This window comes from Saliphagus infecundisoli (genome assembly GCF_020177375.1).
GTDB classification, from domain to species: Archaea; Halobacteriota; Halobacteria; order Halobacteriales; family Natrialbaceae; genus Saliphagus; species Saliphagus infecundisoli.
Window position 1 is genome coordinate 440,363 of the sequence record NZ_JAIWHV010000002.1, and the last position, 24,043, is coordinate 464,405.

Below are 24,043 nucleotides of genomic sequence, written 5' to 3' on the forward strand. Positions count from 1 at the left end.
AGGGTATACTGTCAGTCGCTACTTACAGTTTGTCGTCGCCCGCGGAGTCCACTCGGCGGGGCTCTACGAGCCCCAGAAGTTCTCGCGGCTGCCCAGCCGCTCGCGATCCGGTCCGCTCCTGCCTCCGTCGTCCGATTCGGTTTCCTCGCTCCCCTCGGCGTCCTCGCCCTCCTCGCCGGCGTCCTCCAGGTCGCCCTCCATCGGGAGGCGCTCTACTTCCTCGGCGCGGGCGTGGTTGCTGTGGACCCGGGTGATCTCGACTCTGGCGCGGACCTCCGGGAGGAGGCCGTCGACCATCACGATGAAGCCGTCGTCGGTCCGGCCGACGCCGGCGCCGCTCTCGTGCATGTCCTCGACGTCGATGACGACCTCCTCGCCGGGCTTGACGGGCTGGGTTTTCAGGTCCTGAATCGGCTGGCTGTAGTGGTTACACCACTCCTTGCCGCCCCGGTCGCCGTAGTGGCGACACCCCATCCCGTGTATCTGCTCGTCGAAGCTCGGGCAGTCGTCGGCGAGTGGACAGTCCGCCATGGGGTTCAGTAGCCAGAGTAGCGTTAAACAGCTTGCGACTCGGATAGGCGTCGGAATCGCTGTGCTCGCAGGCGCCGGAAAACCCCCGACTCGACCCCTGGGCGCACGCTTCCGAAAACGTTTACGGCACGGCGAGGGGAACGTTCGATGATGAAGGTTCTCGTTGCGGTGACGGAGGTGACGACCGTCGACGACGAGTTCGAGATCGACGGGCTCGCGATCGACGACCGCTATCTCGGCGCCGACATGAACGAGTGGGACGAGTACGCCGTCGAGGAGGCCGTCCAGCTCGCAGAGGACGGCGTCGCCGACGAGGTCGTGACGGCGACGGTCGGTCCCGAGGAGGCAGAGGAGACGATCCGACAGGCGCTGGCGAAAGGCGCCGACCGCGCGATACGGGTCTGGGACGACGACTGCGCGGCGGCCGACCTGCTCGACGTCGGCGCGAAGACCGCCCTCCTCGCGGGCGTCGTCGCCCGCGAGGAGCCCGACCTCGTCCTCACGGGGGTCCAGTCGGGCGACGCCGGCTTCATGGCCACCGGCGTCTCGCTGGCCGCCGACGTCGGCTGCCAGTGGGCCGCCGTCGTCAACGACCTCGAGCTCTCTCCCGAAGAGGGAACGGCCGACGTCCGCCGCGAACTGGAAGGCGGCGTTGAGGAACTCACGACGGTGGAGCTGCCGGCCGTGCTCACGATCCAGACCGGGATCAACGAGCCTCGATACGCGAGCCTTCGGGGGATCCGCTCGGCCCAGAGCAAGGAGCTAGAGCACGTGACCCCCGGCGAACTCGGGATCGAGCCGGCGACGATCGAGGGGGCGCTCCGGCTGATCGGGATGGCCGAGCCCGACGTCGAGTCCGAGGCGACGGTTCTCGAGGGGAGCGCCGAGGAGAGCGCCGCCGAACTCGCCGCCGTCCTCCGCGAGCGGGGCGTGGGGGTGGAGGGATGAGCGCCCCGAGCCCGGACGTCCTGGCGATCGCCGAACACCGCCGCGGGGACCTGCGGGACGTAAGCGACCAGCTGGTGACCGCCGGTAGCGAACTCGCGGGGGCGACCGGCGGCGACCTCCACGTCGCCGTCGTCAGCGGCGACGTCGAGGCGTTCGGCCGGAAGGCAAACCGCGAGGGCGTCGACGTCGTCCACACCGTCGCCGACGGCGAGGAGTTCAACCACGACGTCTACGTCCAGGCCGTCGAGGCCCTCGTCGAGGAAGTCGACCCGCGATACCTGCTCGCGCCCAACAGCGTCAACGGACTCGACTACGTCCCCGCGGTCGCCCGGCGGCTGGCCCTCCCGCTCGTCACGGACGTCGTCGATATCGAGGCCGAGCCGCTGGTGGCGACCCGCGAGATGTACGGCGGGAAAGTCGAAACCGAAATCGAGGTCGCGGACGACCGGGCCGTCCTGACGATCCGGGCCGGCGAGTGGCCCGCCACGACCGACACCGGCGACGCGAGCGTCGAACCGTTCGAACTCGAGATCGACGAGTCGCGGGTCGGCTCCTCGGTCAACGGCTTCGAGGAGGTCGGAGGTGGCGACGTCGACATCACCGAAGCCGACGTGCTGGTCAGCGTGGGTCGGGGGATCGACGACGAGGAGAACTTGGAGCTGATCCACGATCTGGCCGACGCACTCGGTGCGACTGTCTCGGCCTCCCGGCCGATCGTCGACGCCGGCTGGCTCGAGAAGGGGCGCCAGGTCGGCCAGTCCGGCAAGGTCGTGACCCCCGACGTCTACATCGCCGTCGGCATCTCGGGGGCCGTCCAGCACGTCGCCGGAATGAAAGGCTCCGAGACGATCGTCGCGATCAACACCGATCCGTCGGCGCCGATCATGGACATCGCCGACTACGCGATCCACGACGACCTGTTCGAGGTCGTCCCCGCGCTGATCGAGGAGTTCGAGTAGCCCCGGAGTTCCGAGGGTCCCGGTCGACGCCATCGGACAGTCGATTTATACGTGGCAAGCGCCAATCGCCCACGATGGCCGATGCGGACGTCCCCGACGCTGGCCTCCCTCCCGAGACGATCGACCCGCTGTTTGCGGTCTACGAGACCCGGGCCGAGGGCGACACCTTGGTCTACTACGGCGACCCCCAGGTTCCCCCTGAGCCGCTGATGCGTCGGCTCTGGCCCCAGTTCCGCGAGGCGGGCTACGAGGCGCGGTTGACGACCCGCCACGGCGAGTACGTCATCGTCGCCGAGCCGGCGAGTTCGGGGATCGAGGGGATCCCGTGGACGAACGTCGTCCTCTTCCTCGCGACGGTGGTCTCGACGCTGCTCGTGGGATCACAGTGGTACTACGTCGATCCGATCGCGAACCCCGCCGAAGCGGCGCTAACGGCCTGGCCGTTCACCGTCGCGATCATGGGCGTCCTGGGGGTCCACGAGATGGGTCACTACGTGATGAGCCGCTATCACGACGTGGACGCCTCCCTGCCCTACTTCCTCCCGGTGCCGACGCTGATCGGGACGATGGGCGCGGTGATCCGGATCAAGAGCCGGATGCCCGACCGGAAGGCGCTGTTCGACATCGGCGTCGCCGGCCCGCTCGCCGGCCTGGTCGCCACCGTGATCGTGACGGTGATCGGGCTTCACCTCGATCCGGTGACCGCCCCCCCGGGATTGGCAAGCGACCCGAACGCGATCGCGATCCAGCTGGGCTACCCGCCGCTGCTTGAGCTGCTCGCGGCCGCGGTCGACCGGCCCCTGTACGGCGGCGATCCCGCGACGGGCGTCAACCCCGTCGTCGTCGGCGGCTGGGTCGGGATGCTCGTCACCTTCCTCAACCTGATTCCGGTCGGCCAGTTAGACGGCGGCCACATCCTGCGGGCGGTCGCCGGCGAGTACCAGGAGACGATCGCGGGGCTGGTTCCCCTGGCGCTGTTCGGCCTCGCGGGCTACCTCTACTACGTCGAGAACTACAGCGGCAACTCGGTGTTCGTCTGGGTGTTCTGGGGACTGTTCGCGCTCGTGCTCGCCCGCGTCGGACCGGCCCACCCGGTCGACGACCAGCGGCTGGGCCCCGGCCGGATCGCCCTCGGGCTCCTCACGTTCGCCCTCGGGGCGCTCTGTTTCATGCCGGTACCCGTCGAGATCGTCGGCTAATGGGTGTACCCCTCGTCGGCGAGTGTCTCGCCGTCCATCACCACTCCCTCCTCGCGGACCGTCCCGATCCTCGCGATCGCGACCTCGGTGGCCGCCTCGAGCTCCCGGAGACGGTCCTCGGGAACCGCGAAGACGAGCTCGAAGTCCTCGCCGAACGTCGTCGCCGGCTCGAGCGCCTCCTTTCGACCCCCGGCGACCTCCGCCAGCGCCCCGGCGACCGGGATCGCCCCGGAGTCGACCGCGAAGCCGCAGTCGCCGGCCTCGGCGAGCTGGTGGAGCGACCGGGCGAGCCCGTCGCTTACGTCCATCATCGCGGTCGCGTGGGGGGCGAGCGCCCGGCCGGCCGCCACTCGAGGCGTGAAGCGGAAGAGCTCGTTCGCTCTCTCGGTCTCCCCTCGGCCGAACAGCTCGAGGGCGGCGGCGCTCCGTCCGAGTTCGCCGGTGACACAGACGGCGTCGCCGGGGCGGGCGCCCGCACGGCGGACCGATCCAGTCTCGGGGACGCGGCCGATGGCGGTCGTCGCGGTCGTGAACTCGGTGTGTGAATCGAGGTCGCCGCCGACGTACTCCGCGCCGACCGCCTCGCAGACGTCGCTCGCGCCGCCGACGAACGCCCGGAGCTCCCCCTCCTCGAACTCGCTGTCGGCGTAGACCGCGACCGCCGCGACGGCCTCCGCTCCCATCGCGCCGATATCGGACAGCGAAGCGCCGACGGCCCGCCAGCCCGCGGTGTATCTGGTGGTCCCGTCGGGGAAGTCGGTCGTCTCGTGGAGCATGTCGGTCGTCACGACCAGCCCGTCGACGACCGCGGCGTCGTCGCCCGCGGGATCGAGTTCGCCCGCGAGCATCGCGAGTGCGGCGCGTTCGTCCATGGCGGGCGTTTCGGGCCGGAGGCGAAAAGCGGTGTGGAACCGCAGACGAGGCGACAACGACGTCCTTAAATGCCGCGACGGGAAAGAAAACCCCAATGGCTACGATGTACGACGTCCCGGCCGAGGACCTCATCGAGGCCCTCGCCGAGGACTTCGCGGACCGACTCGAGGAACCCGACTGGGCGCAGTTCGCAAAGACCGGCGCCGGCCGCGAGCTCCCCCCCGAACAGCCCGACTTCTGGGCGACCCGGGCGGCGAGCCTGCTCCGGAAGGTCGCCGACCGCGAGCCGATCGGCGTCGAACGGCTCTCGACGGAGTACGGCAACGCCAAACGCGGCTCGAACCGCTACCAGGTCGCGCCCGCCAAACGCGCCGACGGTTCCCGGAGCCTGATCCGGACGATCCTCCAGCAACTAGAGGAGGAGGGCTTGGTCGAGATCGGCGAGGGCGAGGGCCGGCGGGTCACCGCTGAGGGCCGCAGCCTCCTCGACGACACCGCGGGCGAGGTCCTGGAGGAACTCGACCGTCCGGAACTCGAGCGCTACGCGTAGGCCGGTCGCCGGTAGCCGTAATCATTTTCTCTCCGGCGGCGCAACCCCGACGTATGAGCGAGAACTCCGACGACGAACTCGAGCAACTCCGCGAGGAACGACTCGAAGAGCTCCAGGACCAAGCCGGCGGCGAGGGCGGCGAGGAGGCCGCAGCTCAGCGCGAGGCCGCCCAGCAGCAAGCCGAGGCCCAGAAGAAGGCCCTGTTGCGCCAGTATCTCTCCGACGACGCCAGAAAGCGGCTCAACACGGTCAAGATGAGCAAGCCCGACTTCGGCGAGAAGGTCGAACAGCAGGTCGTCGCCTTAGCCCAGAGCGGGCGGATCCAGGGCAAGATCGACGACGAGAAGATGCGCCAGATCCTGAACGAACTGAAACCCGAGGAGAAGAGCTTCGACATCCGCCGGCGGTAGGATGCGGCTGGGCCTGCTCTACAGCGGCGGCAAGGACTCGACGCTGGCGGCGTTGCTCCTCGCGGAGTTCTACGACGTCACGCTCGCGACCGCCCACTTCGGGGTGACCGACGACTGGAAACACGCGCGGGCGACCGCCCGCGAGCTCGACTTCCCCTTCGAGCGGATCGAACTCGACTGCGACGTCGCCCGCGAGGCCGCAGACCGGATCCGCGAGGACGGTTTCCCCAGACACGGCATCGAGCACGTCCACCGCCACGCCCTGGAAGCCGTGGCGCGGGAGGGGTTCGACGCCGTCGCTGACGGAACCCGCCGGGACGACCGCGTGCCGACGGTCTCGCGGGCCCAGGCCCAGAGCTTGGAGGACCGCCACGACGTCGACTACATCGCGCCGCTGTCGGGCTTCGGCCGGAGCGCCGTCGACGACCTCGTCGACGCCCAGCTGGACGTCACCGTCGGCCCGAGTGCGAAAATCACGCGTGCGGATTACGAGGCGGAGCTCCGGGCGCTGGTCGCCGACGACGGCGGAGCGATCGAGGAGTACTTCCCCGACCACGAACAGACCCACGTCACCGGCGTCCGGTAGCTACTCCTCGTCGGCGTCGCTCGTCGCCTCCCCCTCCTCGCTGCTTCCGTCCGCACTCTCGCTTTCGGCTTCAAGGTCGTCCTCTCCGAGCAGGTCGCTGACGTACTGGGCCTCCCACTCCCGGCGGGCCTCGATCTCGCGGCGACCCCGGCGGGTCACCGAGTAGACGTTCGTCCGGCGGTCCGCCTCCCCCTTTTCGAGAAGCCCCTTGTCGACCAGGGTGTCGAGGTTGGGGTAGAGCCGTCCGTGATGGATCTCCTTTTCGTAGTAGTCCTCGAGTTCGTCCTTGATCGCGAGCCCGTGGGGCTCGGTGAGTCCGGCGGCCACGTACAACAGGTCGCGCTGGAACCCGGTCAGGTCGTACATGGGACCATCTACGACAATGAGCACGTTAAAGATACTGGATCAACGCACTCGGAACGCCGATTTTCGCCCGTTCATATTCGAAATCGTAGATAGCTGAGTATCTGATTGATCGGGCGGGGATCGCGCGACCGTGGGGCGATGGCGTCGGGGACGAACCCGCCGAGGGGGCGAACGGAAGCCAGAAGTGACCCGTGACCGAACGGGCGGGCATGTACGACCGGATCAAGGGCTTTCGGGACGTCTACCCCGGCGAGATGGCCGCCCGCCGGGAGGCGATCGAGGTCCTGGAAGGGACGGCCGGACGTTACGGGTTCCGGGAGATCGCCACGCCCGCCCTCGAACGCGCCGAGCTATGGACCGACAAGAGCGGCGACGAGATCGTCGAGGAGCTGTACTCCTTCGAGGACCAGGGCGGCCGCCACGTCGCTTTGACCCCCGAGCTGACGCCGACGGTCGCCCGGATGGTCGTCGCCAAACAGCAGGAGCTCTCGAAGCCGATCAAGTGGTATTCGACCCGGCCGTTCTGGCGCTACGAGCAGGTTCAGCAGGGCCGCCAGCGCGAGTTCTACCAGACTAACGTCGACGTCTTCGGCTCCGCGGAACCCGCGGCCGACGCCGAGATCCTCGCCTGGGCGGCCGACGCCCTCACCGGGCTCGGCCTGACGGGCGAGGACTTCGAGTTCCGGGTCTCCCACCGCGACGTCCTGGGCGGAGTTCTCGAGGCCTACGAGGCGGACGTCGACGTCGAGGACGCGATCCGCGCGGTCGACAAGAGCGACGCGCTCGCGGAGGCCGAGTACCACGACCTGCTGGTCGAGGCCGGCCTCACCTACGACCAGGCCGCCGAGTTCGCCGACCTGATCGCGGGCGGCGATCTAGAGGAGGTCGCCGAGTTCGCCGACGCCGAGCGCGTCGATGCCGCGGTCGAGAACCTTCGGAACGTCCTCGCGGCGGCCGAGGACTTCGGCGCCCGCGAGTACTGTACGATCTCGCTCGAGACCGCTCGCGGCCTGGACTACTACACCGGTGTCGTCTTCGAGTGTTTCGATTCGGCGGGCGAGGTCTCCCGATCGATCTTCGGCGGCGGGCGCTACGACGACCTGATCGAGTCCTACGGCGGCCAGCCCACCCCCGCGGTCGGCGTCGCGCCCGGCCACGCGACGCTGTCCCTGCTCTGTCAGCGCGCGGGCGTCTGGCCCGAGGAGGCAGTCGAGACCGACTACTACGTCCTGCAGGTCGGGGATACCCGACCCACCGCCGCCCGGATCGCCCGCGAGCTGCGAGAGCGGGGCCACGTCGTCGAGGGCGACGTCGCCGGGCGCTCGTTCGGTGCCCAACTCGAGTACGCCGACTCGATCAACGCCGAGACGGTCGTCATCGTCGGCGAGCAGGACCTCGCCAACGACGAGGTCACGGTAAAGGAGATGGAATCGGGGGATCAGCTCCAGGTTCCCGTCGAGGGGTTCCCCGGCGACCACGAGCGCCCGACGCTCGCCGACCTCGAGTGAGGGCCCCGGATACTTCTTCGCGCCGGACGTAGGCCCCCCATGGCGACGATCGTCGACGTCCGGCTGCCCGTCGAGGGGTTTCCCCTCGGAATGGCGATCCCGGAGGATCCGGGGCTCGGAATCGAGCTCGAGCGGATCGTGCCGACCACCGAGGGGGTGCTCCCCTTCTTCTGGGTCCGGAACTGTTCGTCGTTCGAGCGCTTCGAGCGGGCGGTGCTCGCGACCCCCGCGGTCCGGGGCGTTGAGGTCGTCTCGCGGGTCGAGGGCGACCGGCTCTATCGGGCCCGGTGGGACGACCGGGTCGAGGGGATCGTCACGGGGTTGGTCGAGACGGGCGCGACGATCGTCGAGGCGGTCGGCGGCGAGGAGGGGTGGCGATTCGAGCTCCGGTTTCCCGAGCGCGAGCGGGTACGGGCGTTCCAGCGGTACTGCCGGGAGCGGAAGCTTCCGATCGAGGTGCGCCGGGTGTCGACAATCCGGGAGCGGGCCGCCGGCTCGGGCTACCAGCTCACCGACGCCCAGCTCGAGACGGTTCGTCTCGCCTACGATCGGGGCTACTTCGAGGAGCCCCGCGGCGTGACCCAGAGCGAGCTGGCGACGGCGTTCGGCGTCAGCCAGCGCGCGATCTCCCGGCGGCTCCGCCGGGGGCTCTCCCGGCTGGTCGCGAACACGATCGCGAAGTAGGGGTTCTACATAGACCCGCCAGAATCACTCCCGGGGCCGACGTCTCCATCGTTGATGACGACGATCCTCTGCCGGCTCCGGCCGGCCGGACGAGAGAGGGGACGCTGATGGGGGGAGCCGACGGGGTCCGTCGCGACGAGCGGCCGACCGTGAGCCACGAGATCGGCGAGGGTTCGGTGACCGTCGCCGTCGCCGAGGCGCTCGCTGCGGCCACCGGCCGCGACTCGACCGAACTCGACTCGCTGTACGACGCGGTCGATACGAGCGCGCTCGACGCCGTCTTCGCGACGCGGTCGGCGGGGACCACCCGCTCGGGGACGGTCTCGTTTCCGGTCGGCGAGTGGCGCGTGACCGTCGCGGCCCGCGAGGGCGACGGCCGCGTCGTCGTCTCCCCTCGCGGCGAGGGGAACGCCGCCCGCTAACCGAGGGCGAACGACGCGACCGTCTCGTAGACCGGTCCCTCGCGTTCGAGCCGGCTCTCGGTGAGCCTGACCGCCTCGACGCGGCTCTCCCCGACGGTGGGATCGCGCTCGCGGACGACCTCCTGGACCAGTTCCTTCCCGCCGGCGTGGTCCATCCGCGCGAGCGTGACGTGGGGGGTAAACTCGTGGGGTTCGGGTTCGAACCCCATCGCCGTCGTCCGATCCTCGATCGTCTCGTGGAGCCGCTGTAGCTCGTCGCCGCCCGCACTCACGCCGAGCCAGACGACGGTAATGTACTCCATCTCGGGGAAGACGCCGAGCCCCTCGAAGCGCGCATCGAAGGGGCCGATTTCGGATTCGTCGACGGCGGCCGCGAGTTCCGCCTCGAGTTCGGGCAGGCACGCTGCCTCGACGTCGCCGAGGAACTTCAGCGTGAGATGGGCCTGTTCGGGGTCGGTGAAGCTCAGCCCGGAGGCGTCCTCGAACTCCGCCTGGAGGTCCGCGACGGCGCTCGCGAGGCCGTCGGGCAGATCGACGCTGACGAACAGCCGCATGGAAGAGGAGTCGCCTCGAACGGTCTTGAACCTACGGCCGCCGGGGTCGCAGACCTTAACAGTCCGCCGACCCAAATCCGGGTAATGACCGACCGAACGGACGACAGAAACCCCTTCTCGGAGGACGACGTCGAGAGCAGCTACGAGGAGTTCGACCTCGATCCGCCGGAACTCGACGTCGACCCGACGAAGGTCGATCCCGTGGACTCGCGGGTCGTTACCGACCTGCTCGACCGCCGGAACGTCGGCAGCGAGGAGGTAGACGCGGGGGAACTGCTCGAGGTCGGCCTGAACTACATGCGGATCAACCGCTTCGAGCAGGCCACCGAGGCGTTCGAGCGTGCCGCGAACTTCGCCGACGACGACCTGCTCGAACAGGAGGCCTGGGTGAACAAGGGCGTCGCCCACGCCGAGTTAGAGGAGTTCGACGAGGCGATCGGCGCTCACCGGGAAGCGCTCTCGATCGACGACTCGAGCGAACACGCCGCGAGCGCCGAGACGAACCTCGCCTACGCCCTCTGGGAGTTCGGCGAGACCGCCCAGGCCCTAGAGCACGCAGAACGCGCCGTCGAGATCGACGAGCGGTTCCCCCAGGCGTGGTACAATCGTGCCTTCTTCCTCTCCGAGCGGGGGCTCTCCGAGGAGGCGCTTCACTGCATCGACAACGCGATCCGGCTAGGCAACCGCGACGCCCGCGTGCTCGAGACGAAAGCCCACATCCTGGAGGACTTGGGCGAGTACGACGAGGCCGAAGAAATCGCCGACGAGGCGAACGAACTCCGCGAGCGCGCCGAGGAACGGATGATGGACGAACGCGAGGAGGGCGACGACCGGCTGGTCGAGTGATGATCGTCAGCGAACGCGAGACCGAGAAGGGGCTCCTGGTCACGATCTGTGACGACGACGTGTTGGGAGAGACGTTCGACTCGGGGGAGATCTCGCTTACGGTCACCGAGGAGTTCTACGGCGGATCCACGGTAGACGAGGAGTCGGCCGCCGACTCGCTGGCGCGGGCCTCGATCGCGAACATCGTCGGCGAGGCCGCCGTCGCACTGGCCGTCGAGGAGGGGTTCATCGACGAGGCAAACGTCCTTGAGGTCGGCCGAACCCGTCACGCCCAGCTCCTCTGGATGTAGTCGGCGCGGTTCGGAGCGAACGAAGTGAGCGAGAACCGCGCTGTTGCGAACGGAGAGGAACGACCCGTGAGCGCACGGACCTCGGTCGCTCTCCGCCCACCGTTTCGGCCGGCGGGCACGATTCTATATCGCGCCATACGATTTACCGGCGCTCGGATGCCGTCGGCTTCCGGCCGCAGTCGCGATGGCGCTCGGCCGTCCGAAACGGCGGAAAACGGGCGACTGCGACGTCGGGACCAAACCCTTTAGGAGGCAAGTTGAATCCCGCTACCCTCCGAGGAGCGAATTCATGACGACGACCGAACTCCGGCTGTCCGGCGACGGAATCGCCTGTGGCGGGGCGTTCGAGCAGTGGCCAGACCTCGAGTGCGAGCTGGAGCCCGTCGTCGCTGGCGGCATCGGGCTTCTGGTTACGGCTGGCGACCGTAGCACAATCGAGGCGGCCCTCGGCGCGGACCCGACCGTCCCGGACCTCGAGTGGATCGCGGCGGGCGAGGGGTGGGCGCTCTACGAGGTCGGGTTCGCGGGCGCGTTCGCGACGCTGTTCGAGGCCGTCGCCGACCGCCGGGGGACGGTCCTCGAGGCCGCGGGCAGGAGCGGCGCCTGGACCGTCAGTCTCCGGCTCCTCCGCCGGGAGGACGCCCGCGAGATCTACGCGGGGCTGGTGGAGGCCGGCATCGAGGTCGAGGTCCTCCGGCTCTCGGAGCCGACCGCGGCGGGCGTGCCCTCGGGGTTGACCGCCGAGCAGTACGAGGCCCTCGCCGCCGGGATCGAGGGCGGATACTTCGAGATCCCTCGCCGGGTCTCGCTCGCGGAGCTCGCCGACGAACTCGGGATCTCCCACCAGGCGCTCTCCGAGCGGTTCCGGCGGGCCTACCGCACGCTGGTCAGCTCCGAGCTCGGGGACGGCGCCGCGGCCACGATGGCCTGATTCGGCCGATTCAGCATCCGTGCGGGCGCTTGCGGCGGGGTTCGACGGAGACGCGTCTCTCCGCCGAGAACGGGGTGATAAACTTCATATCGCGATATCTAATTCGAGGTCGCTCGCCGATCGTGTCCGTATCGGAGGCTCACGCGACCGGATCGATCGGTCCTCACTCGCCACGAAAACGGTCCAGCAGGCTCGAACGCCCGGGATCGTCGTCCTCGTCCTCGTTTCCGCCGAGCGGATGGCGGAGCCAGCCGCCGATCCGGCGGAGGAGATAGGAGGGAAAGAACATCGCGACGAACCCGAGGCCCACCATCGCCCCGCCGAGGGCGAACTGGCCGCTCCGGGCGAACTCGACGCCGACGATGAACATCGGACCGGCGATCGAGAGCCCGGCGGCGATCTCGATCATCCCGAGGAGTCCGGGGCCTCTCATCGCCGGAGGGAGGGCACCGGCCGGTTTAGATCGTCCGGTTTCGTCGGCACGAGCGCTACGTTTACGCCGTTCGGCCGCGTCCATCGAGAGAACGAATGGGGGTGGACGCAGACGAACGCGACCGCCGGAAGGCCGTCGCGGGGATCGCGATGGGGGCGCTCGAGGGCGACGGCCGTCGGCTGGCGGTCGACGCGGTCGCGGCCGTCGGCGACGTGTTGGCGGCGCCTGCGGCGCTGTTCGAGCGCGGTCCGGACGGGCCCGAACGCCTCGCGGGGGAGTTCGACGACTCTTCGCTTGCCGAGCGGGCGCTGACCGGCGAGGGAAGGGTCGTCGCGAGCGAGGCCGGGGTCGGCGCGGTCGTCGGTCCCGCTGGCGACCCCCGGGGCGTCCTCTGTGTCGGGAGTCGGGAGCTCTCGGAGGCGGATATCGGCTTCCTTGAGGACGTCGTGACGGTTCTGGAGCGGGCCTGGGCCGGCGGGAAGTTCCGGCAGTTCGCCGAACGGCTGGAGGAGGTCGTCTGGATGAGCTCCGTCGAAATCGACGAGATACACTACGTCAACCCGGCCTACGAGGAGGTCTGGGGGCGTAGCCGCGAGAGCCTCTACGAGGAACCGATGTCGTTTCTGGAGGGGATCCATTCGGAGGACCGCGACCGGATCCGGGAGACCATCCCCCAGCGCGCCCGCGACGAGTACGAGGAGGTCTACCGGGTCGTCCGTCCCGACGACTCGATCCGGTGGGTCAGGGATCGGGCGTACCCGATCCGCGAGGGCGGGGAGGTCCGCCGGGTCGTCGGCATCGCGGAGGACGTCACGGAGCGCCGCGAGCGCCGGCGCCGTCTCGAGCGGGCCAACCGACTCAACCGGCTCTGCCAGGAGATCACCCACCTCGTGATCACGACGCCGGACCGCCAGACCCTCGAGCAGCGGGTCTGTGACCGGCTCGCGGAGCCCTACCGGTTCGTCTGGATCGGCGGACTCGCGCCCGGCGGGACGCGGGTGATCTCGCGGGTCTGGGCGGGCGTCGAGGAGGGATATCTGGATGCGGTCCGGATCACGGCCGACGAGGCCGAGACCGCCGCCGGCCCGACGGGGCGGGCGGTCGAAACTCAGGAAGTCCAGGTCGTCACCGACATCACCACCGATCCGGACTTCGAGCCCTGGCGCGAGGCGGCCGTCGCGCGGGGCTACCGGGCCAGCATCGCGGTGCCCATCGCCCACGACGGCCTGCTCTACGGGCTCCTCAACGTCTATGCGGCCTGCCCGGACGCCTTCTCCGGCGACGAGACCCGGGTCCTCTCGCGGCTGGGCGAAGTCATCGGCCACGCGATCGCGGCCATCGAGCGCAAGGCCGCGCTCGCGGGCGACACCGTCGTCGAACTCGAGTTCCGCGCCGAGGGCTTTCCCGAGGCGCTCGTCGCCTGCTCGCGGGAGTCGGGGGGGATCCTGCGGTTCGAGCACCTCTCCCGGCACGACGACCGCCTGATCGCCTACGGGACCGCGACCGGAGTCCCCGAGGAGCGCCTGTGTGGGGCCGTCGAGCGCGAGGAAGACCTCGTCTCCGTTCGGGTCATAGAGCGCGAGGAGGGGAGCTACGGGTTCGAACTCGAGGCCGACGGAGCGGTCCCGCTCGTCGAGACGCTGGCGGGCTACGGCGGCCGCCTGTCCTCGGCGACGATCGCCGACGGCGACTGCCGGTTCGTCGTCGAACTCCCCGAGGGGGCCGACACCCGCCGACTCATCGACGCCCTCGAGTCGGGCTACGAGACGAGCTACGTCGCGAAACGGACGACGAGCCGGGAGGCGCCCGCGTTTCCGGGCACCGCCCTCCTCGATCGCCGGCTCACCGAGCGACAGCGCGAAGTGCTGGAGACGGCAACGTACGCGGGCTACTTCGAGTGGCCGCGGGCGACGACCGGCGAGGAGGTCGCCGAACGCCTGAGGATCGCCCCCGCGACGTTCGCCCAGCACCTCCGGGCGGCGGAACGAAAGCTGTTCGAGGCGACGTTCGATCGGGAGTAAAGAAGGGAGTTACATCGGCGTCGCGGCCGTCGACCCGGCGGTCCGTCCGCCGTAGGCGACCAGCAGCATCGAGATCCCGGTCGCGAGCAGGCTCGCGCCGACGAAGACGCCGAGCACCCAGCCCGCGTCCGCGGGGAAGCCGGCCCACAGCGCCAGCCCGAGGATCAGCGAGAGCGCGCCGCTTGCGGCGATCCAGCCCCGACCCGCTCCGGCCATCCGGGCGGCGACGACCAGTTCGGCGACGCCGTCGACCACCAGGTACGCGATCAACAACAGCGTCAGCGACGCGACCCCCACGACCGGGTTCGCGAGGACGAGCAGCCCCGCAATCAGGGAGACGGCCGAGAGCGCGACCTGCCAGAGCCGCCCCCGCCAGCTTCCGGCGGTAACCGCGTGGGCCGCGTTGACGACCCCACTGACGACCAGGAGCGCGCCGATCGCGTAGGCGATCGAGATCCCGGCGAGAAAGGGCGCGATGATCGCCAGGACGCCGATCGCCCCGAGGACGATCCCCGCGATCGCGAGCGGGCGCCGGGCGGGCATCGATTCGGTTCGTTCCTCCGATACGTACTGCTCGTCGGTGTATTCTGCCATGGGTGTCACCGGCTACCAGTACGCCGGCGACGACGATAATACCGATACACGATTTGACAGTAACTCCGGGCGGGCGACCGGTCCGCGTTCCGAACTCACTGCTCCTCGACGTGGCGGACCTCACAGGCCACGCCCCGCGTGCTCCCTTCCATCTCCCGGCCGAACATCTCCGCGCGCCCGACCGCGAACGCCCGCGGTCCCTCGATGACGACCTCGTCGCCGACGCGGATTCCCTCGTCGGCGCTGACGACTCCCGGCGCGAGCACGCTTCCGTGGGGCGTAAACGAGTCGATCTCGACGCGTTTGGTCGGGACCGAACTCTCGACCCACCGCCGGGCGCCCTCCAGGGTAAACGAGAGGGTGCCGTAGCGGGGCACCATCGTCGCGAGTTGCGTGTCGTCGCCGTCGCGGACCTGCAGTTTCGGATAGCGTCCCGTGGTCCGGAGGTCGGGAAAGAGGTCGTCGCCCGCGCCGTCCCCGAGGAGGTAGTCGGCGATCGCACGGACGGTGTTGTGCTCGCGCTCGCGTTTCGAGTACTTCAGTTCGCCCGCGAGGGCCTCGGCGAGGTTCTCCAACGAACTCTCGTCCGTGGGGTGGGCGCCCTCCGGGACGGTGTACGTGACGTCGAGGGCGAGATCGCTCTCGACGCGCTCGACGATCTCCCGATATCCCTCGGTCGGCACGTGGGCGACGATTTCGGGATACTCGTTTCGCTCGAGATAGCGCCGGAGCACGCGGGCGACGAACGCCGTCTCCTCTTCGGTCCACCGGCCCGTCACGACCGTGTCGTACTGTTGGGCGGGGTAGGTCGTCTCGAGTTCCTGGGGAACCACACCCATGGGCGAGGTCATCGAGACGAGGTGGGCCCGCCAACCGATCGCGTCGTGAAAGCGGCCGTGGCTCTTGGACTCGCTGTAGGGTTTCCGGGCCGAACAGGGGACGAGCACGAGCGGATTCTCGAACCGATTGCGATAGCGCGTCGTCACCCGGTCGGCGTACCGGCGGATCTCTGGTCGCCGGATGGTGTCGCCCGTCGCGGCGGTCATCTCGGCCTCCCGGAGGATCGGCGCGCGCTCCTCGATATACCCCCACCGGTCGTCGAGCTCTCTCATGGTCGCCGTGAGCCACTGGTCGTGGCGGGCCTGGCCCTCGACGTAGTCCCGGAGCCGTCCCTCGCGGATCCGCTGGCGGACGACGGCCAGTTCCGCACGGAGGGCGTTCTCGTTGTGTTCGGCGCAGTCGGCGCGGGTGAACTCCTCGACGGGCGTCCGGCAGGCTGGACACGCACACGGCAGTTCCTCGAGATCGGACAGTCGGCGGTCGCCCTCGGTCGTGAGGTATCGGCCTCGAGTGCCCTCGGCGGTCGCGCGGGCGGCGTCCACCGCGTCCACGCCGGCGTAGACGAGCGTCGCGACGTTTCTGGGCGTGGCGACTCCCGAGAGGACCAGGAGGGTGTCGGGCTGGAGCGCCTCCCGGACGGAGACGATCCCGGAGACGAAGGAGGCGCCGTGGCCGACGATCGACTGGCCATCCGAGAGGAGGTAGGCGTCGACCGCGTGGGCCTCCGGCGACGCACTCGAGATCACCGCGGCGCTGGGATACTCGACGTCGGGATACTCGACGGAAAACGACTCGCGGACCTCCTCGGGGGTCCCGCCGGGGAGTCCGCGGTGGGGGAGCACCGTCAGCTCCCCCTCGCTGCCCTCGGGTACCTCGCGTTCGTCGGCCCACAGCGAGCCGGCGTCGGCGAGGCGGTCGCCGACGGTAGCGGGGGTCGCAAGCGGGGGATCGAGGCGGAGTTCGCCGAGGCGGGCGGGCCCGTCCCGGGCGTGGACCTCGAAGTAGTCGGTCATACCTCTATGGACGCGAGCGGGCGAAAGAGGCTGTCGGTCTCCGTTACTTCGTGTCGATCGTCTCGACCCGATCGGGCAGCGCCGCGAGGATGCCGGGGGGCCACCCCTCGTGGGCGACCGCTAGCTCGCTGTCGGGGTTCGCCTCGGCGAGCCGGGCGACCCCCCGGAGGGCCGCGACGCGAATCGCCCGGTCGGGCCGTTCGGGCGGGTCGGTATTCAGGGGATAGCTCTGGACCAGCGCGGGCGGGACCGGGCCGAACGGCGGGCGGAGCGTCCAGACCTCGTCGTACTCCCCGCCGGAGACGTCGCCCTCAGCGAGCAGCAGGGAGTCCGGTACGGAAAGGCGTTCGAGCCGGCGGTGGTGCCGCAGGACTTCGGGCCGGGCGGCGCTCTCCGCGGAGACGTAGAAGAAGGTCCCTTTCGAGACTGGGTCCGACCGTTCGTACTGGTCGGCGTGCTCCAGAAGTGCGCGGTAGCCCGAGAGCATCGCCGGGTGCGAGCGCGCGCGGGCCTCGACGAGTTCCAAGAGATTCCCCTCCCGGATCGCCTCCCTGATCCGGCGGATCTCGGCGAAGCTCACGTGAAGATTGTGGGCGGCGAGTGCCTTCTCGCGGGGCTTGTCCGGGAGCGCGCGGAGTTCGTCGGGGGTGTGTTCGAGACAGACCGGACACGAACAGGGGAGGTAGTCGATGTCCGCCAGGTGGCGGGTGCCCCGGACGGTGAGGTAGCGGTCGTCGCGGGCGTAGATGGCGTAGGCCGCCGAATCGAAGAGATCACAGCCCGCGGCCGCGGCGAGGGCGAACATCATCGGATGGCCGGCGCCGAAGAGGTGGACCGGCGCGTCGGCTCCGAGGCCCCGTTTGGCGGCCGCGACGACGTCGACCGTCTCGGCGTAGCGGTAGTCGTTGAGGAGGGGGACGACCGCGCCGATCGGGAAGACGTCGAGGTCAGTGCCGTCGGCGTGGCGAGCGGCGTCCTCCCGGAGGTCGAGGTGAGTCGAGCCCTGAACCGGCGCGCTCACGAGGGTGTCGCCGACGTCAACCCCTTCTGCGACCGTGAGGCGTTCCTGGGTGGTCTCGAGGTCCGCCGCGGCACGTTCGCGGGGGGCGTCGGGCGGCGTCGGGAGATCGACGGGGGTCGCGATGTCCGAACCGATCCCGGCCTGGAAGGAGAGGATCTCCTCGGTGGTCACGGAGATCTCGCCGTACTCGGCCAGCTGGAACGAGCCGGAGTCGGTCATGATCGCACCCGGAAAGTCGAGCATTCCGTGCAGGCCCTCCGAAAGCGCCTGCTCGCGGAGGTCCGGAGTGTCGTGGATGATGTAGGCGTTCGTGATGAGGGCCTCGGCGCCGAACTCCTCGGCGAGCCGACGCGGTGCGATCGTGTCGATGTTGGGGTTGATGACCGGCAGCAGGGCGGGGGTCTCGACGGTGACCCCTGCACGCGGCACGCGGAGTTCGCCGATCCGCCCGCCGGCGTCGGTCTCTCGGAGTTCGAAACGATCGCGCATCTGGTGGCCGTTCGCCCGCGGGGCGGTAAACCGTTCCGTTCTTTCATCCGGGCCGCCCTCGATCACTCCGGGAGAACCGCAGACGGATCGCGGTTCCCCGGCGGACGGGTACGGCGGCCCGGATCACTCCCCGAACAGCCGGTAGTACGTCACCGCGAGTATCGCTCGCCCGTCCCGGAGGTCGCCCGATTCGATCTCCGAGAGCAGGTCCTCGAGGGACGTCTCGGCGACGCGGATGGTTTCGTCGTCGTCCAACTGCTGGGCGGCGGTCGGCCGACAGCCGGAGGCGACGAAGAAGTGGATCACGCTGTCCGCGATGCCGTTTGCAGGCTCGGCGGTGAGCAGGTGCTCGAGGTCCTCGGCCTCGTGGCCGGTCTCCTCGCGGAGTTCCCGGCGGGCCGCGGCCTCGAGGGAGTCGTCGTCGGGTTCGGTGCTGCCGACGGGGAGGCCCCGGTTGACCCGGGAGACGGCCTGGCGCCACTCCTCGATGCAGACGACCCGGTCGTCGGGCGTAAGGGGGAGGATACAGACGCTTTCGGGCTCCGAAAGGTAGTCGAACTCGGTCTCGGTCCCGTCGGGGAGGGCCACCCGCTCGTTGCGGATCTCGAAGCCGTCACAGCTATAGGCGGTCCGCCGTGCGACTGTCTCCCACGCCAGTTCGGAGTCCATGGGCGGAGGTCGGGCGGCCGCCACAAAAAGGCGAGCTACCGTCGCTACGCGGTTCCTGATTCGGTGTACCAGCCGTGTAACGAAGGTCGGGGCGGACGACTCCCCGTTTTCGAGACCATGGACGAACTCACCGGCTTCCAGCGCGACCTGCTGTACGTCATCGCGGGCACGGACGAGCCGTCCGGTCGGGAGATCATGGCGGACATCGACGACTACGTCGAGGAGGTCACCCACGGCCGGCTCTATCCGAACCTCGATGCCTTGGTCGAGTGCGGCCTCGTCGAAAAGGGCGAACGCGACCGACGGACGAACTACTACGCGCTCACCGACCGGGGCGAACGCGCCTTGGAGGAACGCCGGGAATGGACCGAACGCTATGTCGAGGTCTGAAGCGGACTGACCCCCTGTTTCCCGGTGTGATCGCCTCGCCGTTGGCCGGTTCCGGAAACGGCGTACAGCGGTCCGTCCGAGTTGCTATCGGGCATCGTCCAGATCGACGAACGCCTCGAGGTCGGCGGTGAGCCAGGCCGTTCGCGTCGCCCTCTCCTTCGGCGAGAGCGTACGTCGATCGGGCCGGTGCTCGTAGCGGACGACGACGGCCTCGAGAGGGACCGTCGTCGTTCGGTCCCTCGCGCCGGGGCGACCGTCGGAGCCGTCCGTGGTCCCGTTCATGCGTGTTCTCCGGTTCGGGGAGGGTCACCCGGAGATAAAACCGCTGCTAGTTCCTCTATAGAGGGCTCCGGATCGTTCTCGTCGGACGGGGTTCGCACTCGAGCGCTCTTCGGTAGAAGCGGAGTTCGCCCCGGCCGGGGCGCTCAGCAGCCGCAGTCGTCGTCCGTCTCGTTGCCGTACTCGGAGTCGTTGTCGTCGCCGAAGCCATCCGTCTCGTTGTCGTCGTCAGTGTCGTTGAGACCGTCGTCGCTTTCGTTGTCGTCGCCGAAGCCGTTCGTCTCGTTGTCGTCGTCGCCGAACCCGTCGTCATCGTCGGTGTCGTTGAGATCGTCGTCAGTGTCGTCGAGGTCCGTCTCGTTGTCGTCGGGGTCGTTGAGGCCGTCGTCGGTTTCGTTCTCACCCATCTCCTCGTCGGTGTCGTTGGGATCGTCCTCTACGGACTCCTCTCCGTCGTCGGCTGGCATCTCGCCGGCCGGTTCCCCGTTCGGCCCATCGACCGCGAGCCTGACCGCGAACGGGGGCTCGGCGCCGAGGTAGCCCGTCGCGAACGCGGTGTAGGCCGTTCCCGTCTCGAGGGTGACCTCGACGCTCGCAACGGCATCGTCGGCTCCCGCGTCGTCGGCCCCGTCGGTCTCGTTGGTGTCGGTCTCGTTGCCGACCGTTTCGTTGCTGTCCGTCTCGTTCCACCCGGTCTCGTTGGCGTCGTCGGTCTCCGTCGTCATCCCCGCCGACTCCCCATCGCCAGCGGCCGGGCGGACGTCCAGAGAGTACGTCGCCGCCGGGAGCGCGACGTAGTTCGTCATCTCGCCGAAGGCGACGTTCTCGAACAGCGCCAGGGGGCTGTCGCTGCCGACGACGTCGACCGCAGGGGCGTCCGGCGAGGCGTGGACCAGCCGGATCAGCGCCGAGCCGGCGTCAGTCAGGACCATCGCCCGGAACGTGCCGGCTCCGAGTTCGCCGACCGCAGCGATCGTATAGAACGCCCGGCTGACGGGGACCTCCTCGTCGAAGACGACGGTTTCGGGGTCACCAGCGGCCGTAATCTTCACCTGGTAGCTGCCGGGTGCGATCTCGAGGTACGGGGAGATGGTGTCGTAGGCGACGTCCGCGAGCACCTGCTCGTCGTCGACGTAGACGTCGACGTTCGGCGCGTCCGGCGAGAAGTGTGCGACCCGGACCGCCGCGGTCGGGGCCGACTCTTCGCCGGCGTCGTCCGTTCCGTTCGTGTCGTCGGTCTCGTTGGCGTCGTCGCGCTCGTCGTCCGCGTGGTCGCCGATCCCGAGGACGGGACCGGCCGCCGCCAGAGCGCCGATACCACCGATCGCCGCGAGCGTGGATCGTCGTGTCGTCGTCATGGTTGCGGGTGAAGCGGGGACGGGACGGGGGAAATACGGTGCAGTCGGTTTCGCCGATCGTCGCGGCGTTTCCCCGATGAAACGGGCGTAGGATCGGCCTGCACGCGCGAAACCGGAGCCTACACCGCGCTACTCGAGTCCGACGGTCCAGTTCGCGACCAACAGCAGGCAGACGACGCCCAGGAGCGCGGTCGGGAAGCCGAAGGCGACGGCCCAGCCGAAGGCGTCGGCCAGCGAGCCGACGACGACCGACCCCGAGGCGGCGACGATCATGTAGGCCGTCCGGATCAGCCCGAAGCCCGCCCCCTGCTCGTCGGCCGAGAGGAGGTCCATGAACCGGGGGAAGACGGCGGCGGCCCACCCCATCCCCACCGCGAGCGAGAGGAGGCCGGCGACGATGGTCCAGAGGCCGGGCGCGAGGACGAGCGCGCCCAGCCCGGCGATTCCGGCGACCATACAGCCCGCGGTCGTCGCGTCCCGTCCGACGCGGTCGGCCAGCATGCCCACACCGATCTGCAACACCCCCTGGGCGAGGAAGTAGACGGCGAACAGCGTCCCAGCGAACGTCGCCGAGTAGTCGTGGTAGGCGACGAAGAAGGTCGGGAGAAAGGAGGCGAGCGCCTGCCAGGTGAAGTCACAGATGACCGCGATGATCCCCGTGAAGACGATCGAGCGCCGGGTGAGCAGCTCCCGGATCGTCCCCGGCTCGAGCCGGGCGCGCATCGGCTCGTCGGGCCGGCGGGGCTCGGTCGGGCGCACCCGCCAGGCGAAGAGCGCGAAGACCGGGACGGCGACGAGCCCCGCGAGCCCGACGGCGACCCGCCAGCCGGCGGCGACGGCGACCCAGGCGACGACGACCGGGGTCACGACCCCCGCGAGCGGCGCCCCGCCGTTGTGGATCCCGATCGCGGTCCCGATCCCGTCGTATGTCCGGGTCAGCAAGGAGGTCGCGACGCTGTAGTGCAGTCCCGCGAGCCCGCCCAGCAGTATCGTCCCGACCACGAACGTGGGCAGGCCCGGCGAGAGCGCGATCACGACGGCCGCGATCCCCGTTCCGCCGATCGAGGCGAGGATGACGGGGCGCTCGCCGATCCGGTCGGCAAGCACGCCGCTGGGAAACTGCGCGAGCGCGTAGGCGACCCACATTCCGGACAGCGCCGCACCCAGGACCCCGTTCGAGACCGAGAAGTCGGCGGCGATCTCGGGAACGACCGGGCTGATCGCCAGCCGGCCGGCCATCGTCACGAACAGCGCGGCCGTACACAGCGCGAGAACGGTCTCCCGGTAGCGCCAGCGCACGCTCTCGCTCGACGCCCGACGGCCCTCGCCCTTCGGAAGCCGGCCGCTCTTTCCGGAATCGCTCAAACCGAGGGAGGGAATACCACTCGACCCACTCCGGATCCCGAAGACATACCCCGTTCGAGGGCCGATTTCCGAGCGATGAGTCGACTATCGAAATCGCTCGAGCGACGCGCGAACGAGTTCCGATCGGGCTCGGAGCCCGATCCCGAAGTCGAACCGGAACCACGAGAGGACGCCGCCGAAGGGGCCGTCGAGACGGCGCCGCTGTTCCGCCTCGGCCGGCTCCTGTTCGGGGGCGTCCTCGCGTACAACGCCATCGACAACCTCCGCAATCTGGAGGGTCGGATCGCCTATGCCGAGGCGAAAGGCGCGCCCCGTCCCGATATCTCGGTCCCCGCGATCAGCGGCGGACTCCTCGCCGGTAGCGTCGGGATCGCCCTCTGGCGGCTCCCGTCCGCTGCTGCCGCCGGCGTCGTCGGCTTCCTTGCCGGCGTCACCCCCGTGATGCACGACTTCTGGAACGAGGAGGACGAAGAGGGCTACCAGCAGGAGCTGATCCAGTTCCTGAAGAACACGGCGTTGCTGGGCGCGGCGCTCGCGCTGCTCGGCCTCGGCCGGAAATCGGACTGACGCTCACGTTCGCGTTCGACCGGTTTTTCGTGGTTTCGTCCCGACAGCGACGCCTGCGGTCGATGGAATAGCTTGCTCAGTTGAGGCTGTAGGACAAGCACGGCACCCGCGAACGAACGGAGTGAGCGAGCGGGCCGACGACCGACCCAACGGGGAGGGAAGAGTGCTTTTGATCAACCTTTTGCCGAGCGACCGAGCACCGCGAGGGAGCGCAGCGCAAAAGGTTGGCCCCTGAAGTGAGCCAATGTATTTCTTTAGTATGGTCGCTTTGTGATTGGATCTCGTGCTTAGTACGGAAACTCGGATAACAAGTTCGTTGAAGTCATCGTTGTTCCCATAGGTGGATTGACTTGGATATCCCTATTTCGACAAGATACGATATTCAACTGGGGCGGTAGCGCGGAGTCCCCGTCCTCAAGGTGCGACCGACGGGAGCGAGTAGGGCGGGGAGGAGCGCGTTCGTATAGCTGGGCACATACACCGAAAACGCAAGACTTAGGCCGCCATAATCCGTGTTACCACATAGCCACCGACGGGCTACAGACAGCCCCGCAAGGGGTGCCCGGCCACGTTTCGGTGCGGCCAAGGACGGGTTATCTCGGCGGTGGCGGGCACCGGTCACCGTGCCCAGCGGACCGGACTCGTCCGGTCCGTGAAGGACGGACCAACGACGGTGAACGTGATGCCACGAGCCTCTCCGTTCCCCGCTTTGGGGATAGAACCCGAGGTCACGTCCAATTACATTGCCGCTGCCGGCCGACCGCACCGGCACACAAGGGCGAAGGACGCCACAAAGCCTCCAACGTCCGCCATGCAAGCCCCACCCTCAGCGAGCGTCCGAAGGACGCGAGTAGGGTGGGGTCGGTGACTATCCTCGCTTTCACTCAGTCCACTTCCGGTTTGGTTTCCAGCCGGATACTTCACCTGCCGATATGATGTGTGCGGTCATGTACAGAAGAGTAGCCAGGAGTCCGCCGGTTCCAATGCCATGAAGGAGGGAGTTCGGGACTGCCTCTATCCGGTATGTGATCGCGACTCCGATAGCAAACAGAATAATGGCAGTTGCTCGCCCAGCAGCGCCGATCTCTCTGAACCACTGTCCGATTCGGGTGCCTAACGCCGTCGTGGATGCCGGGCCGAGCGCGACGGCAAACGTAAGAAATCCGATACCTACCCCAGGGATCGACATCGTCGACGGGGAGAGAAGATTTAGGGTAGTTGTAATAGCGATGAGAAGGCCGATAATGACCTCCGTCCACGTCGGCGGCCTCTCCGGGATCCCGGACAGCACCCAGCCCGTCCAGTTCATGTTCTACTATTTGAATTATCTTTGGAAAAGTGTTTGGA

The 24,043-nt window shown here is 68.8% G+C and carries 26 protein-coding genes and 2 pseudogenes; 15 read left to right on the forward strand and 13 right to left on the reverse strand.

From position 1 onward, the window contains the following. Positions 1-63: 63 nt before the first annotated feature. A complete protein-coding gene (locus LCF40_RS06970) occupies positions 64-531 on the reverse strand; it encodes a TRAM domain-containing protein (RefSeq protein ID WP_114576945.1) in 468 nt (155 codons plus the stop codon). Positions 532-681: 150 nt separating this feature from the next. On the opposite strand from LCF40_RS06970, the gene LCF40_RS06975 reads away from it, so the two are divergent. The 3 genes from LCF40_RS06975 to LCF40_RS06985 all read left to right on the forward strand — a co-directional run bounded on the left by LCF40_RS06975 (position 682) and on the right by LCF40_RS06985 (position 3,637). After that, positions 682-1,479, forward strand: a complete 798-nt coding sequence (locus LCF40_RS06975) for an electron transfer flavoprotein subunit beta/FixA family protein (protein WP_224827886.1) — start codon at positions 682-684, stop codon at positions 1,477-1,479. After that, a complete protein-coding gene (locus LCF40_RS06980; RefSeq protein WP_224827887.1) occupies positions 1,476-2,438 on the forward strand; it encodes an electron transfer flavoprotein subunit alpha/FixB family protein in 963 nt (320 codons plus the stop codon). Before LCF40_RS06975 ends, LCF40_RS06980 begins: the two co-directional genes overlap by 4 nt. 74 nt (positions 2,439-2,512) lie before the next feature. Further along, positions 2,513-3,637 (forward strand): site-2 protease family protein, encoded by a 1,125-nt coding sequence (locus tag LCF40_RS06985; RefSeq protein ID WP_114576947.1) that lies wholly within the window; start codon positions 2,513-2,515, stop codon positions 3,635-3,637. Here the strand turns inward: LCF40_RS06985 and thiL are convergent. Next, on the reverse strand, positions 3,634-4,509 hold the full coding sequence (gene thiL, locus LCF40_RS06990; RefSeq protein WP_224827888.1) for a thiamine-phosphate kinase: 876 nt from the start codon (positions 4,507-4,509) through the stop codon (positions 3,634-3,636). The two genes, LCF40_RS06985 and thiL, sit on opposite strands and share 4 nt — an antisense overlap. A gap of 95 nt (positions 4,510-4,604) precedes the next feature. On the opposite strand from thiL, the gene LCF40_RS06995 reads away from it, so the two are divergent. The 3 genes from LCF40_RS06995 to LCF40_RS07005 are packed head-to-tail and all read left to right on the forward strand — an operon-like array spanning position 4,605 to position 6,056. Continuing rightward, positions 4,605-5,060 carry a 30S ribosomal protein S19e gene (locus LCF40_RS06995; protein ID WP_114576949.1) on the forward strand — a complete coding sequence of 152 codons (456 nt, stop codon included), beginning with the start codon at positions 4,605-4,607 and terminating at the stop codon, positions 5,058-5,060. A gap of 53 nt (positions 5,061-5,113) precedes the next feature. Then, entirely contained in the window at positions 5,114-5,470 is a 357-nt protein-coding gene (locus LCF40_RS07000) for a DNA-binding protein (RefSeq protein WP_114576950.1), read from the forward strand. Position 5,471: 1 nt separating this feature from the next. Beyond that, the gene (locus LCF40_RS07005) at positions 5,472-6,056 is read left to right on the forward strand and encodes a DUF7411 family protein (RefSeq protein WP_224827889.1); all 585 of its coding nucleotides are present in this window, start codon (positions 5,472-5,474) and stop codon (positions 6,054-6,056) included. A gap of 87 nt (positions 6,057-6,143) precedes the next feature. Here the strand turns inward: LCF40_RS07005 and LCF40_RS07010 are convergent. Then, positions 6,144-6,422 (reverse strand): annotated as a pseudogene (locus LCF40_RS07010) (PadR family transcriptional regulator); the annotation flags it as partial. 209 nt (positions 6,423-6,631) lie between these two features. Between LCF40_RS07010 and hisS the strand changes: the two are divergent. The 3 genes from hisS (at position 6,632) to LCF40_RS07025 (ending at position 9,036) form a co-directional block, all read left to right on the forward strand. Next, the gene (gene hisS, locus LCF40_RS07015; RefSeq protein WP_224827890.1) at positions 6,632-7,930 is read left to right on the forward strand and encodes a histidine--tRNA ligase; all 1,299 of its coding nucleotides are present in this window, start codon (positions 6,632-6,634) and stop codon (positions 7,928-7,930) included. A gap of 39 nt (positions 7,931-7,969) precedes the next feature. Then, positions 7,970-8,614 carry a helix-turn-helix domain-containing protein gene (locus LCF40_RS07020; RefSeq protein WP_224827891.1) on the forward strand — a complete coding sequence of 215 codons (645 nt, stop codon included), beginning with the start codon at positions 7,970-7,972 and terminating at the stop codon, positions 8,612-8,614. A gap of 107 nt (positions 8,615-8,721) precedes the next feature. Then, complete coding sequence (locus LCF40_RS07025) at positions 8,722-9,036, forward strand: HalOD1 output domain-containing protein (RefSeq protein ID WP_114576954.1); 315 nt, start codon at positions 8,722-8,724, stop codon at positions 9,034-9,036. On the opposite strand, the gene thpR is transcribed toward LCF40_RS07025, so the two are convergent. Continuing rightward, positions 9,033-9,590: an RNA 2',3'-cyclic phosphodiesterase gene (gene thpR / locus LCF40_RS07030; protein ID WP_224827892.1), complete on the reverse strand. Its 558-nt coding sequence runs from the start codon at positions 9,588-9,590 to the stop codon at positions 9,033-9,035. The two genes, LCF40_RS07025 and thpR, sit on opposite strands and share 4 nt — an antisense overlap. Before the next feature lie 84 nt (positions 9,591-9,674). On the opposite strand from thpR, the gene LCF40_RS07035 reads away from it, so the two are divergent. The 3 genes from LCF40_RS07035 to LCF40_RS07045 all read left to right on the forward strand — a co-directional run bounded on the left by LCF40_RS07035 (position 9,675) and on the right by LCF40_RS07045 (position 11,657). After that, the gene (locus LCF40_RS07035; protein ID WP_114576956.1) at positions 9,675-10,436 is read left to right on the forward strand and encodes a tetratricopeptide repeat protein; all 762 of its coding nucleotides are present in this window, start codon (positions 9,675-9,677) and stop codon (positions 10,434-10,436) included. Next, entirely contained in the window at positions 10,436-10,726 is a 291-nt protein-coding gene (locus tag LCF40_RS07040; RefSeq protein WP_114576957.1) for a DUF424 domain-containing protein, read from the forward strand. Before LCF40_RS07035 ends, LCF40_RS07040 begins: the two co-directional genes overlap by 1 nt. Positions 10,727-11,015: 289 nt before the next feature. Further along, entirely contained in the window at positions 11,016-11,657 is a 642-nt protein-coding gene (locus LCF40_RS07045) for a helix-turn-helix domain-containing protein (RefSeq protein ID WP_224827893.1), read from the forward strand. 163 nt (positions 11,658-11,820) lie between these two features. On the opposite strand, the gene LCF40_RS07050 is transcribed toward LCF40_RS07045, so the two are convergent. Continuing rightward, positions 11,821-12,090 (reverse strand): hypothetical protein, encoded by a 270-nt coding sequence (locus tag LCF40_RS07050; protein WP_114576959.1) that lies wholly within the window; start codon positions 12,088-12,090, stop codon positions 11,821-11,823. A 95-nt stretch (positions 12,091-12,185) separates the two neighbouring features. On the opposite strand from LCF40_RS07050, the gene LCF40_RS07055 reads away from it, so the two are divergent. Then, complete coding sequence (locus LCF40_RS07055; RefSeq protein ID WP_224827894.1) at positions 12,186-14,111, forward strand: bacterio-opsin activator domain-containing protein; 1,926 nt, start codon at positions 12,186-12,188, stop codon at positions 14,109-14,111. Positions 14,112-14,120: 9 nt separating this feature from the next. Here the strand turns inward: LCF40_RS07055 and LCF40_RS07060 are convergent, their stop codons facing one another. The 4 genes from LCF40_RS07060 to LCF40_RS07075 form a co-directional block, all read right to left on the reverse strand. Then, entirely contained in the window at positions 14,121-14,705 is a 585-nt protein-coding gene (locus tag LCF40_RS07060; protein ID WP_318247891.1) for an HdeD family acid-resistance protein, read from the reverse strand. A gap of 95 nt (positions 14,706-14,800) precedes the next feature. Next, positions 14,801-16,558, reverse strand: a complete 1,758-nt coding sequence (gene arcS, locus LCF40_RS07065; RefSeq protein ID WP_224827895.1) for an archaeosine synthase subunit alpha — start codon at positions 16,556-16,558, stop codon at positions 14,801-14,803. Positions 16,559-16,601: 43 nt separating this feature from the next. Continuing rightward, complete coding sequence (tgtA, locus tag LCF40_RS07070; protein ID WP_224827896.1) at positions 16,602-18,068, reverse strand: tRNA guanosine(15) transglycosylase TgtA; 1,467 nt, start codon at positions 18,066-18,068, stop codon at positions 16,602-16,604. A 123-nt stretch (positions 18,069-18,191) separates the two neighbouring features. Beyond that, a complete protein-coding gene (locus LCF40_RS07075; RefSeq protein WP_114576962.1) occupies positions 18,192-18,737 on the reverse strand; it encodes an NUDIX hydrolase in 546 nt (181 codons plus the stop codon). 117 nt (positions 18,738-18,854) lie between these two features. Here LCF40_RS07075 and LCF40_RS07080 point away from each other — a divergent pair, with 117 nt between their 5' ends. After that, the gene (locus LCF40_RS07080; protein WP_114576963.1) at positions 18,855-19,127 is read left to right on the forward strand and encodes a PadR family transcriptional regulator; all 273 of its coding nucleotides are present in this window, start codon (positions 18,855-18,857) and stop codon (positions 19,125-19,127) included. Between the two features lie 84 nt (positions 19,128-19,211). Here LCF40_RS07080 and LCF40_RS07085 read toward each other — a convergent pair whose 3' ends face one another. From LCF40_RS07085 to LCF40_RS07095, 3 genes and pseudogenes are all read right to left on the reverse strand, one after another. After that, positions 19,212-19,409, reverse strand: a complete 198-nt coding sequence (locus tag LCF40_RS07085; RefSeq protein WP_114576964.1) for a DUF7511 domain-containing protein — start codon at positions 19,407-19,409, stop codon at positions 19,212-19,214. Positions 19,410-19,924: 515 nt separating this feature from the next. Then, positions 19,925-20,764 (reverse strand): annotated as a pseudogene (locus LCF40_RS07090) (DUF4397 domain-containing protein); the annotation flags it as partial. A 129-nt stretch (positions 20,765-20,893) separates the two neighbouring features. Beyond that, positions 20,894-22,063 carry an MFS transporter gene (locus LCF40_RS07095; protein WP_114577065.1) on the reverse strand — a complete coding sequence of 390 codons (1,170 nt, stop codon included), beginning with the start codon at positions 22,061-22,063 and terminating at the stop codon, positions 20,894-20,896. A 141-nt stretch (positions 22,064-22,204) separates the two neighbouring features. On the opposite strand from LCF40_RS07095, the gene LCF40_RS07100 reads away from it, so the two are divergent. Next, positions 22,205-22,696: a DoxX family protein gene (locus tag LCF40_RS07100; protein WP_114576965.1), complete on the forward strand. Its 492-nt coding sequence runs from the start codon at positions 22,205-22,207 to the stop codon at positions 22,694-22,696. An 880-nt stretch (positions 22,697-23,576) separates the two neighbouring features. On the opposite strand, the gene LCF40_RS07105 is transcribed toward LCF40_RS07100, so the two are convergent. After that, a complete protein-coding gene (locus tag LCF40_RS07105) occupies positions 23,577-24,005 on the reverse strand; it encodes a hypothetical protein (protein WP_224827897.1) in 429 nt (142 codons plus the stop codon). Positions 24,006-24,043: the final 38 nt, after the last annotated feature.